The sequence below is a fragment of the Enterovibrio sp. FF113 genome (assembly GCF_041439165.1).
Classification (GTDB): Bacteria; Pseudomonadota; Gammaproteobacteria; order Enterobacterales; family Vibrionaceae; genus Enterovibrio; species Enterovibrio norvegicus_A.
In genome coordinates this window covers 40818-53815 of the sequence record NZ_JBGONO010000024.1, presented here as the reverse complement: position 1 = coordinate 53815, position 12998 = coordinate 40818, and the positions used below count along the sequence as shown (strand labels likewise).

Below are 12998 nucleotides of genomic sequence, written 5' to 3'. Positions count from 1 at the left end.
AGGGGGAGTGCTATTTTTAAAGCCAGATGTTATGCATATTTACGCTTGTAGTGTTTCCATAGGAAAAAATAGCCAGTAATCATTAATGTGAATGCCAGTGCCGCCACGAGGTACATAATGTCATCACCCCAAGTGACAAGTTGATCTTTGAGTCCAAAGCGTCTCCAGCTTATAACGCAGACTAGGCTTGATGCTTGTATTAGAATTGATGCCCACAGAGAGCGGAACCAGATATAGACCATGATGTAGAACACGGAAGATACAAAAGAATATATCCCAACAATGAGCTCAAATTGCATCACGGCATAAACTAATGCTTGCAGAAGAATCGCAACGGTGATGTTGCTGTAATCTTTCAAGTCATTGTATACGGCGCCGCGAAAAACGATTTCTTCCACGAAAGGCACTATTATTGCCAAAGAGAAAAGTAGGAATAGTGGGGCAGCTTCTTTGTCCATGATCCAAGCCATGTAATTATCTAGCTCGGGAAGCGTTGCTTTTACACTACTAAAGTTGACGACAGTGACTGTGAATATAGACATACAAACGGCAACGAAAACCGTCAGGAATATGGTGGTTTTATCAATTTTTCTAAACTGACAAGCTTGAATGAGGCTCTTGCCTCTTACTCGAAAGAATAAGTCGGAAAGAATGACACACAAAGTAAAATAGAGCAGTGCTGTTAAAAGAGGTAGATTGTAGAATGCCTCTTGCAGAGGTTTTACATCGAGTAAAACATCGAATAAAAGGAATATCAGCGCGTATCCCAAACCAACATAAACCGCAAGATAGCCTAAGGTTAGGCCAATAACCTTCCCCCATGCTGTTTGCGTCTTTTCTTCCATGCGTGTCGACGCAATTGTAGTATCCATACTCATAGTAATAACCTTTATTGTTTAGCGTATTTTTTGAAATCTTCGTGTTCATATGCCGATGGGGTTTGGCAAAGAGCACGGAGTTTGAATAAACAGAAAATGATGATTGAGAACGTAAAGACCAGTAGGGTGTTGTGGTAACCGTTATGATATTGCTCAATCATGGCATTGTGGCGCAGCACGTAAATACCACCGGTGGAAAGCACCTGCATGATGACCGCTGAATACATTGAACGAGTCCAGAGATAAAGCGTCGTGAATAAGCATGTTCCCACTGCTGCGTATAGCATAAGTGGAACATCGCGCATGAGTTCGAAGTAGTAGGTATAGATGACACAAAGCAGCAAATAACATACTGGGAGGTATAGCCCTCTGCGCAGTTCGTTGAACAATAAACCGCGGAAAAATATTTCCTTATAAAAAGAACCAATTAATAAGAAAAGTAAGAATGACCACCCGCTTGGCGTATCGACCAAAAATGCCATTACGGACTCATACCCACCAAAATTGCTCTTTAGGTAGGGCAATGCGAAAAGCGTATGTGTAAAGACTGCAGCAGCTAAGCTAAGCGCTATGATTAAGTATATTTTGGTTGGTTCAATACGCACAAAATTGCATCGCTTGAACAGGTTTTCCTTCTTCGCTATACGGATGAAACCGTAAAAAAGGGTTATCTGGATGATGTCATTGACGACAATCATGACAATGCCATTATTATTAAACCACTCACCATATTGGGCGTGGTTTCCCATTACCTTATACCAAAGCATAATTAGCGGTATGAGTACGCCGAAATATATAATTGAATGTACGGCAGTCCAACTGACAGATCTCAAGATCTTTTTGAACGCCGACGGCACGTCTCTAGGCGCCGCTTCTGCTTCCATATGGTTGTTCATACAGTTCCTTTTGATTCACGTTTTTAAATATGTTTATACCGTTACTTTCACGGTGGTATTGCTAAGGTTTTCATTAACAAAAGATCTAAAACTTTTGTTCTTATTTCCAAGTAGAGATATTCCGATCATAAAGACGGATCCAAACATAATGAATTGTTGCCAATTCTCTCTTGATAACATGCTGCCTAAAATCCAAACTCCTGCAGGAACGGCCAGATTTAAGAATGCAAAAAATATCCCGAAAAGGCGGCCAAGCATGTGTTGTGGTACCGTTCGTTGGAATTGTGATAGTACAGGTATGTTTTGAATGGTATTTAGGATCGCTAGGATTAAAAGCAGTCCTGAGAATACTGCGGTTATGTTTATGGTGTTGTTTTCTTCAGAAAATGGGTATCCCCACACCATAAGTATCATTGATTGTGGTATCAGCAATAGACAGAAGTAGCGTATTAGTCGCTTTTGCATCCATGTCCTGCTTGCTATTACCGCGCCCAAAATAGTACCGATAGCAATGGATGCTTCAATCAGCGACAGTTGAAATGGTGAAACGCCCCAAACTTGGTAAGTAACAAACGGCATCATGACAAGAATAAATGGAAGGTAGATACTGTTGAGTAGAACTTCATAAAGTAAGAAAAAACGAATGGAGCGATGTTCCTTGATATATGAAAACACTTCTTTTTGTGCAGAAAAATAACTGATTTCATCAGCAGGTGTTTTATTGACCTGTTTCTTTATTTGAAGTTGTGTCTGGATCGCGGATGAAGCGAAATATGTTGCGCCCGATAAACAGAAGATTGTGAAGAGGTCTACATATCCATAAAGTAAGGCGCCAGTGATTGGCGCAACAATGCGTGTAACGGCTGTTACCGATTGGATGAGCCCATTTGCCGCAGGAAGTTCTTGTTCAGCAAATAGTTCGGGAAGAGCAGCATTAAAGCTCAGGTTTAGCAAAGACTGAATAGCTGCAATGATGACGATATAAAAAAGAAGCGCGTTTAGCGTAGTACTCCAATCTACCGTGAGTACAAAGCCAATGGTAAAAAGCCCTGTGAAGAGATCACTAAGGCAAATTACCCGTTTCTTTGCCCATCGGTCCACCCAAACCCCGCTAAGCAGACTGATTACCACTGAAGGAACAAAAGACAGTGCGACAGCTAGCGAAAATAGAGAGACGGATTTTGTTATGTCCAACAGGTACAAACTGATGGCAAAGGACAAACTTCCGGTCGCGGTTTGAGAAGAGAGAAGCCCCACACTTACAATCACTCTGTTGCTTAGCATCATATTCACTCCGTTAGCTCGTGGGTAACGTAAGCAAAAAGCTTTAAGTACATAGCAAGTAGTGTGTTGATTTGGTCTTTTCGTAGCGTGCCTGTATTAACGTGTAACCTCAGTTCATTTGCACCACCACCTTCTGGTAGTGAGAGCATTAAATCAAAATGCTGCTCTACGTCTTGCTTTAGGCTATCTTCCTGGCTTCGAACAATAATTTGAGTGTGTTTATTGTCAATATGTCCGGACGTGCTGATGTTTGGAGACTTCTCTGCGTCCACCAACGTAGCTTGGGTGCTGGCAACCATTTCCGAAATTGACTTTGCATTCGACAGGTCTATCGAGAACGGCGAGATCAATCCATCTTTCGCAGCGAAGGTAAAGTTAACATCGTGGCATTTATTCACTTGGGCAATGAGGTAGGCAAAAATGGCTACCTGCCCATGAAGAACAGGGGTGTCGCAACGTTGCATAGCAGCAATGAATTTTGCCCATGTGTGTATGTCGTAGGACGCTTTTAGTGTGACCATTGATCGCCCAGTTCTTGGTGAAAAGAACGAATCTGGAAGCCGTGTTGGTTGGATTTGAATGTGGGTATTGTTGGCGTCTATCAACTGGCCAAGTTTTCGAATTGTGGTGTGGTTGAATAGATCTGTTACTCGAATAGAGCCTGCAAAGGTCGATTCAATCTTGGCGTGTGCCTGAACGATCAATAAAGAGTTAGCACCAATATCAAAGAAATTGTCTGTGACGCTAATACGGGTTGCACCGAGCAGCGTCTCCCATATGTCGAGTAACTTTCGCTCTGTATCGGTTTGAGCATTTGTATGCTTACTCCCCGTCATCACGGGAGCTTGTCGGTTGAGAAGTTCTTCTCTGTTTGTTTTTCCGTTAGTTGTCAGGGGAATATGGTCAATTTCTGTCACACTGCAAGGTATCATGTAGTTAGGGAGGTGCTGTTCAAGCAAGGCGCGGTATTCATTCAGCGTTCTTGATGATGAAGATACGACGAATGCAGCCAATGACTGACCATGTGGAACAACAACGGCTTCAGAAATATCGTCGATGGCTTGCAATTGATGTTCTATCTCGCCCAATTCGATGCGGAAACCTCGAACTTTTACTTGTTCGTCTCCGCGTCCGAGATATTCAATCTCTCCGTTGGGCAATTTGCGCGCAATGTCGCCTGAGCGATAAAGTGTCTGGTCGGGTGAAAAGGAGTCTTCGACAAAACGCTCTCTGTTCAAACTATCCCTGTTTAAATAGCCTCTGGTAATGCCAGCACCGCCTATGTACATTTCCCCAGCAATACCGACCGGCTGAATAGTATTGGCCTCGCCCATGATATAGATATAGAGGTCATCAATAGGCTGTCCAATCAGGCTTCGGTGTGCATTGTGAATGTCTGACGCGGTTAAGGACTTATAAGTAACGTGTACGGTCGTTTCAGTGATGCCGTACATGTTGATTAACGCCGTTTGATTGAGAGGGTGCCTTTCAATCCATGATTGAAGTGCACTAAACGTCAATGCCTCTCCACCAAAAATCACGTAACGCAGTGTCAGTGGATGATTGGTTTTCTTTTCCATTTCAGAAAGCTGATAGAAAGCGCTAGGTGTTTGGTTGAGAACGGTGACTTTTTCTTTGCTTAGTAACTGACAAAAATCATTTGGAGATCTTGCTACCAGCGGTGGCACAACGACTAGTTTTCCACCATGAAGCAATGCTCCCCAGATTTCCCAAACGGAGAAATCGAAAGCAAAACTATGGAAGAGCGTCCACACATCGTTGTCAGTAAAACCAAATTTGGCCTCGGTGGTGTCAAAAAGTCGAACAACTTGGCGGTGTTCAACCTGAACACCCTTCGGAATACCGGTAGAGCCAGACGTATAAATGATATAAGCCAAGTTGTTATGGCTAACCTGAGAACAAAACGTAGTAGGCTGGTTTTGAAGTGCCTGTTGCGTGTTTTCGGAAAATAGATTTAACGCGCCACTTTCTGCTGGCAAGACATCGTGACTTGTTGCTGTGACCAATATCGTTGCGCCGCAATCAGAAAGAATATGTTGCACCCGTTTTTGTGGGGAGTTTGGGTCAACGGGTACATAGGCCGCGCCTGTTTTTAGGATGGCGAGAATGGCGACTAGCATTTCGAAACAAGGTTCTGCGACGAGTACTATTTTCACTTCTTCCTTGGCACCTCTGGCTTTTAAAAGGTGTGCAAGTCGATTAGCGCGTTCATTGAGGGATTGGTAATTCCATTCGTTCCCTTGATACGAAATAGCCGTATTCTCGGGATACCTCAGTGCCATGGCTTCAAAACGCGTCACAATCGTATCGGTCGAAAGATGACTCAAAACTGTCGACGATCTTGCTTCATGCGCTATTTCTATTTGTTCTTCTTGGCTAATAAGGCTCAGTAAACATTGAGGTTTTTCGCGATGCGCGACGATTGAGTGCAACAGATTCTCAAAGCGCGTAGTCATCTGTTGTAGGGTTTCGCGTGTAAACAGATCAGCGTCGAAATCCCAGTGGAGTCTCAGGCTGTCTTCGGTTTCCGCAATGTCTAGCAAGAGATCAAATTTAGCGGTATTGGGAGTGACATCTAGTGGTTTAATCTCTAAGCCAGCGATAGTCGGGATCGAAATATCCTGATTTTGCATAACTAGCATGATTTGAAACAGGGGATGATGGCTGAGGTTACGTGTTGGGGACAACTCCTCGACAAGCTGTTCGAACGGATACTGTTGGTGAGCATACGCAGCAAGCAAGTGACTTCGATTCTGTTGTAGCTGGTTTTCGAAAGAATCGGATTGATTGATGTTCGAGCGTACAATCAGAGTGTTAACGAAAAAACCAATTAGTGAATCAATGCCGGGTTGCTCTCTATTAGCAATAGGCGTTCCCATGACAATGTCAGACTCGTTAGAATATTTGCTGAGGAACAGGCTAAATGCAGTTTGAAAAACCATGAATAGCGTTGTTCCTGTCTCCATTGAGAGCGATTTAAGTGCGCTTGTTAACGATGGACTCAGGTATTGTGTAGTCCTAGCGCCTTTGTACGATTGAATCGCGGGTCTATGGCAGTCCAACGGCAGTTGGTGGCATTCAGGGAGCCCTTCCAGCGCACTCGTCCAAAAAAGTTTCTGCTGCTGAAAAGCGTCTGTTTTTTCAAAATCTCGCTGCCATGTTGCATAGTCTGAATATTGAATATCCATAGGGGGCAGGGAAGGGGAATTGCCGCTTGTTAAGTCTTGATACAAGGTACTAAGTTCATGAGTTAGTACCCCAAGAGACCAGCCATCAGACGCAATGTGGTGCATGGTGAGTAGCAAAATATGATTGTTGGCATCTTGCTTTATGAGATGAGCGCGCAGCAGCAAGTCTTTGCTCAAATCGAATGGGAAATGACTCATTTCTTGAGTAAGCGAAGCTAATGCAGATTTTTTCTCGGTTATAGAAAGTTCCTGGTGGTCGAAATGCACAATGTCGAGGTCCACATTCTGGGATACCGAAGTACTCACCGAATGACCATCAGAAGAGTAGGTCGTTCTAATGATTTCATGGCGCATGATGGTTATATTGATCGCTTTCTCAAGCGCCAGATAATCAATCGAGCCTTGGATGTGCAAATTTGTATGAATATTGTAACGACCTTTTGTATGGTCGATTTTGTCGATAAGCCACATGCGATGTTGCCCAAATGACAACGGTTTATGGGTGTTTTCTGTTTTTGTAACAGGGTTTGAATAAGCGGATGGAGCGCTATTTGATATTATTAACGCAAGCTCTTTAATAAGGGGGGAAGCAAAAATATCACGCAGGGGAAGATCAACGTTCCACTGTTCACGCATGTTAGCCATTAGTCGTGTTGCGGATAGAGAATGACCGCCAATTAAGAAGAAATTATCATCTCGACTAACGTTGTCTCGCTTGAGAATGCCTTCTACGATGTTTGCTAACCGAAGCTCTGTATCATTTTGTGGCGCAGAATAACGTGTTTTTGCTTCGGGCTTTGGAAGCGCGTTACGATCCAGCTTACCGTTTGCCGTTAAAGGCATGTCTTTCATTAAAACGAATATAGAAGGCACCATGTATGACGGTAATGCATCAAGAACATGTTGGCGTAGTTGTGCGCAAATATGATCGTTTTCTTCATCGATTGGAACGACCCAAGCGGCTAGCGATATTTCATCGTTGTTATCAAGGTATGTCCCGACATGGCAAGCCGACGTGACTTTAGCGAGCTCATGCTCAATTTCGCCTGTTTCGATACGTTGGCCTCTGATTTTTATTTGTTGATCTAGTCTCCCTAAATATTCAATATTTCCGCAGTGTTTCCAGCGAGCCTTGTCGCCTGTTTTGTAAAGACGCCCCTCACCAAACGGGTTGTTTATAAATCGCTCAGCGGTCAGTTTCTTCTTGTTGAGATAACCGCGAGCAAGGTTTACCCCTCCAATAAAGAGTTCGCCCGCAATACCAATGGGGCAGGGCTGACCATGAAGATCCAAAATAAGTAATGTGGTGTTATCAATAGGCTTTCCAATCGGAATCGGGTTGGGCAAATTGGCAACTGAACAATCGAAGTAGGACACGTCGATTGTGGCTTCTGTAGGGCCATATAGATTGTGAAGTTTCGTTCCATTGGTTTCTTGAAGCTGGGTTTGGAACATACGGGCTTGTTGGTAAGTGAGCGCCTCTCCACTTGCAAAAACCTGCTTAAGGTTCTTCATCTTCTTGGCGTCTTTCGGTGTTAGAGCCGTTAAAAACGCAGACAGCATCGAGGGAACAAAATGCATGCAGGTAATACCCTGCTCCCCAACGACGGAAAGAATCTTTGATGGCTCCTTCTCTTCTCCGTGGCCAAGAAGGTGAAGGCTTGCCCCCGTGAATGACCACCAAATGAGTTCCCAAACCGATACATCAAATGTGTAGGGCGTTTTTTGCAAAACAATGTCAGATTTAAACAATGGGTACTTTTTCTGCATCCATTCAAGTCGGTTGACCAAGGAATGGTGTTCAATCAGAACACCCTTAGGCTCACCAGTGCTGCCTGAGGTGTAAATCACATATGCTAGATTCGTCGGTGAATGAGCCGTTTTGGGGTTGTCGGTGCTATAGCGAGAGGTGTCTAATGTCGTCACATCAACAGACTGACAAAGCGCATTGTTGGCGGGTTTCTCACCATGGAGGTGAAGACTTGCTCCACAATCCTCAAGTATGTAATGCGTTCTTTTTTCCGGGTTGTCGACACTAATTGGGAGCCAAGCGCCGCCAGCCTTGGTGATAGCGAACAGTGTCACCATCATATCTATGCTTCGAGGCATTTGAATGGCAACAATGGATTCTGGCCCAACACCTGATTCAATAAGATAGTGAGCCATACGGTTTACTTTTCTGTTAAAAGCCGCCCAGGTGAGTGCACTGTCTTTCGATGAAATGGCTATTGCGCCAGGTTGAGCTTCAACGAGATCTTCAAACCTTTCTTTGAGTGATAGAAGTGAACTGCTGGCTGTTTGCGTGTCATTGAACTCGGACAAAATGTAATTTGATTCATCCGTTGTAGTGAGCGCAATGTCATTGACGAGCGTCAGTGGGTTAGCGAGCATATTTCGAACCACATGTTCAAAATGGTTCGCCATTACTTCAATCGTTTGTATTTCAAAAAGGTCAGTGCTGAATTCAAATATCGCTTGGTAGCCGTTATCAACAGACGGATAGATATCTAGCTTTATGTCGAGTTTGGCGTTATTTGATGGAACATTTAAATTCTCAAGTGTCAGCCCATTCAACGCAATGGTTTCAGCCTGAGCGAATTGGTTGTGGAAAATAAACATGCTATCAAAAATTGGATTTCTACCCGGCTCTTGGTCTGCCCATTGATTAACCATTTCGTGAAAAGGGTATGATTGGTTGTTCAACACACTGATTAAACGTGTGTGCTGTGCACAAAGAAGCTCTTGAATGCTCTGGTTAGGTTCACAATGGAAAGCAATAGGAAGAAAGTTGTTAAACATTCCTACCATATTTTCCGTTTGATGTTGTGTTCTTCCTGCGCAGAGAATGGATGAAGAAAATTCGATTTGTTGACTGTATTTAGCCAGTACTAAGTGGAAAGCGGTAAAAAGGATCGTGTTTGCAGAGAAACTGGCATTAGCGAGTTCATCTATTTCATTGGATACAGTATTGCCAAGTGAAATCCGTACCTGAGCGCCTTTAAATGAAGGCGTTTCCGGTCTAGGGTGGTCAGTAATGAAATCAAGTCTTGGCGGTAAAGACTTGATTTCTTTTTCCCAAAATTCAGCCTGTTCTTTTAGCTTGTTTTGTTGGCTTTCGGTCGTTAACCAATGTGCATAATCACCAAAACAAACCTCTGGCGTGGCTAGTTGCTCATCTTCGCCAGATAGCACCTTTAAAAGCTCATTGAGAATAATAATGAGAGACACGCCATCACTGGCAATGTGGTGTATGTCTAGGAGAAGAATATGACTCGTTTGCTCAGGAATAATCCCAAGGCGAAACAACGGCCCCGTAGTTAGATCAAACGGCCTGACAAATGAACGCCAACAATCTGATAACAAAGTGCCACTATCAAACCATTCAGCATGAACTGTTGGCTCGACGACTTCCTGAAATAGTGTGCTTGCGTTGTATTTAAAGCGAGAACAGAGGATAGGATGCCTTTTCATGACACCTTTAAAAGACTGTTCAATATGATCAGGTGAAACATTGCCACTTAATCTGAGAGCCAAAGGCATATTGTATGCAGTGCTTTCCGGCAACATTTGAGATTGAGTGAATAGGCCTTCTTGCATCGGCGTGGCGGGGAATGCCGTTAAGTCATTGGCGGGCTGAATGTCGCTAACGTCAGATTCATCTGCTTTTTTGTCTAAAAGGCGACTTTGTTCGCGCACTGTAGGTGTAGCAAAAAGCGTTTTAATATCGAGATGCTTGCTTAGGTGTTTCTGAATCTGTGCTGACGCTCTGCTAATGGCTAGCGAGTTTGCGCCAAAGCGAAATAGGTCATCGTTTACGGATAGATTTGGTTGAGCCAAAATCCGCTTCCATATTTCAAGCATTTTTTCTTCTGTCGCGCTGGCGGGCTGGGCGCGGCTTGTTTTTTGTTCCGTGTTAGGCGTGGGCAGTGCTTCAATGTCTACTTTGTTGTTCGCCGTTAAAGGTAAACGGTCTAAATGGAAATATGATTGAGGAAGCATGTAGCGAGGTAAAAACTCAGCCAATTTCTGACTAATGGCGTTTTGGTCAGATAGCTCTGACTGACAGAGGTAAGCAATAATAGAGCCGTTGCCTTCATCGTTACCAACAACTGAGACAAACGCTTCTGAAGCACCCGTTATATCAATAAGGTGAGTATGAATCTCGCCTAGTTCGATGCGCAAACCGCGAATCTTGACTTGCGCATCGAGTCTGCACACATATGTCAACGTAGAATCAGGTGATGCGATAACTTCATCACCAGTGCGATAGAGGCGCCCTTGATACCCAGGTAAAACGATAAATTGGCGAGATGTGAGATCAGGACGGTTTAAGTATCCTTTTGCCAGTGCATCACCACCAATGTATAGCTCGCCTGGGACGCCGGGAAGACAAGGGAGTCCATCAATATCGATAACGTAGGTTTCAGTGGTATTAATGGCTTTGCCGATAGGGAAGGTGCCAGCTGTTTGTGCACTGGTATCCACGGCATAAGCCGTAGCAAAAACGGTCGTTTCTGTCGGGCCATATACATGAACAAGGCGGCCTGGCCCCATGGAACGAAATGCCTTTCGTACGTGAGGCACTGAGACTTTTTCACCGCCGAACAATATTTTTCTGACTTGAGAGAGGGCGCTGAGATTGACATCGACCAAGGCGTTAAACAGTGCTGTAGTGACAAAAAACACCGAGATTTCAGCAGTTTCAATGTGGCGAGAAAGGGCGGTAAGGTCTTCTTGTGTCTCTTTATCAACGAGGACCAGTTCCGCACCGTTACACAAGGTTGTGAAGATGTCGAAAATCGAACCATCAAAACCATAGGATGATAGCTGCAACACTTTGTCATTGTGAGAAATATCAACATAAGTCGGTGATGTGACGAAGCTCGATACCGCGCCGTGTGGTGTGCAGATCCCTTTAGGTATGCCTGTCGAGCCAGAACTGTAAATAATATATGCAATATCGTTTATGTTGAGATCTAAACTCGGTGCAGGTTGGCTTCCATCGATAAGTTCTGAGATTTTATACGTTGGAATCGCTGAGGTGTACTTGTCCTCGTCGGAAGTAATGCAGCAGTGTGCACTTGTATCTTCCAGCATAAATTCAGATCTTTTTGCCGGTAAATCTGGAAGTAGAGGAAGGTAAGTCGCCCCTGCTTTCAAAATGCCAAATATGGCGCAAATCATGTCGATATTCTGTGGCGTTCTCAGCGCGACGATACTTCCTTTTTCGACCCCTTTATTTGCTAAAGACGCGGCGATTTGGTCGCTGATGTTATCCAGTTTCTGATAAGTCAATGAGGTGTCATTTGATGAAACCGCTGATTTCTCTGGGAAACGTAAAACCGTTTGTTTAAACAAAGAAATGAGATCTTTCTTATATTCAGGTTTTGAGGGAGCGAGGGTATACGGTTGCACACTAAGAAGTGATAACGACTTCATGGGAGCGGTTGATATCTGTAGAGAACGTTCAAGAATTGATGAGAAATGCGCAAGGAAGCTGTGACTGAATGATGACTCAAATCGCCCTTTTTTGGTGATCAAGTTACACTCAAATCCTTCAAGTTGTGTGATTGCTAACGTGAGATCAAAATCTGTTTCTTCGTCTGTTTCTAAAGTGTTAATCGTAAAACCGGTGCCTTGAGCGATCGTCGTGTCTAAGGGGTAGTTTTCGACGACTAATAAGCTATCAAACATCCGAGCTTCTTGAGGCAGTGATGTTAAACCGTGGATATCTTTAAGTGCGAATGCCCCATGCTCATTGATGTCTGCAAGGTAGCCTTGAACGTGGTGCGCCCAATCGTTAAAAGACTGTTCTAAATTGAGCGATGCACAAAAAGGCACAGTATTAATGAATAACCCTGCGGTATGCGAAATATGGGGCACGGAAAGGTGACGACCAGACACGGTTGTTGCGAAGGTCAGATTCTTTTGATTTTGGTAAAAGCGCAGTGTGAGCGCAAACACGGCATGAAAAATGGTTGCAGCACTGACTGATTGTTTTTCGCTGAACGTTTTGATGGCTTCTAATGTGTTTTGTGGCAGCGTGAGTACGGTTTTGTTCTCGGTAATTTGTACTGCTTTGCTTTCGTCTGTAAGTTCCGTGCTACGAGGCAGAGGTCGGTTAACTTTTGCCGATGTCACCGCTTCTCGCCACCAAGTCGTCGCTTTATCTGAGTCGGTTTTCTTCCATCCCTCAACAATCTCGCTGGTGCTCGCTGTTAGTGGCATTGTCGCATCTGGCGTTTTATATACATCCAACAGCGACTTCAATAGTAGAGCGCTACTCCAACCGTCTAAAATAATGTGGTGAAAGCAAAGGATGATGGTGTAGCTCGATTCACTGTGCTTTAGAACAGAAAGCTGAATAGGTGTCGACTCTAAGCAAATATTGTTAGGGCTACGAAGGGTTGAAAGTAGGCTGGGGTGATCCAGAGTGCTGTCATAAACGTCTACGTTTAGTTCACGTTTTTTAAGGACAACTTGAACAGGGTTGTCGATGCCTTTCCAACGAAAAACAGTGCGTAAGGCGTCATTGTTCATGACGACTTTATCCCATGCGGATTGCAACGTTCTAGTGTCAAGCACGCCGCTGATATTGAGTCTGATCTGCTCGAAATACAATTGGCTGTCAGGTTCGGCGATATGATGGAATAACATGCCCTCCTGCAGTGGCAGAAGCGGTAAAATCGCTGAAACATTGCTCTTGTCAATCCCTGACATTTCTATTGTCC

The 12998-nt window shown here is 44.0% G+C and carries 4 protein-coding genes; all 4 read right to left on the bottom strand.

What is annotated here, in order from left to right; genetic code table 11:
* Positions 1-29 precede the first annotated feature (29 nt).
* From ACED36_RS17840 to ACED36_RS17825, 4 genes are read right to left on the bottom strand one after another with little or no spacing between them, the layout of a single operon-like run.
* Complete coding sequence (locus ACED36_RS17840) at positions 30-878, bottom strand: CPBP family intramembrane glutamic endopeptidase (protein ID WP_016962257.1); 849 nt, start codon at positions 876-878, stop codon at positions 30-32.
* An 11-nt stretch (positions 879-889) separates the two neighbouring features.
* The gene (locus tag ACED36_RS17835; RefSeq protein WP_016962258.1) at positions 890-1774 is read right to left on the bottom strand and encodes a CPBP family intramembrane glutamic endopeptidase; all 885 of its coding nucleotides are present in this window, start codon (positions 1772-1774) and stop codon (positions 890-892) included.
* A gap of 33 nt (positions 1775-1807) precedes the next feature.
* Entirely contained in the window at positions 1808-3061 is a 1254-nt protein-coding gene (locus ACED36_RS17830) for an MFS transporter (RefSeq protein WP_371733630.1), read from the bottom strand.
* Between the two features lie 2 nt (positions 3062-3063).
* Entirely contained in the window at positions 3064-12987 is a 9924-nt protein-coding gene (locus ACED36_RS17825; protein WP_371733629.1) for an amino acid adenylation domain-containing protein, read from the bottom strand.
* Positions 12988-12998: the final 11 nt, after the last annotated feature.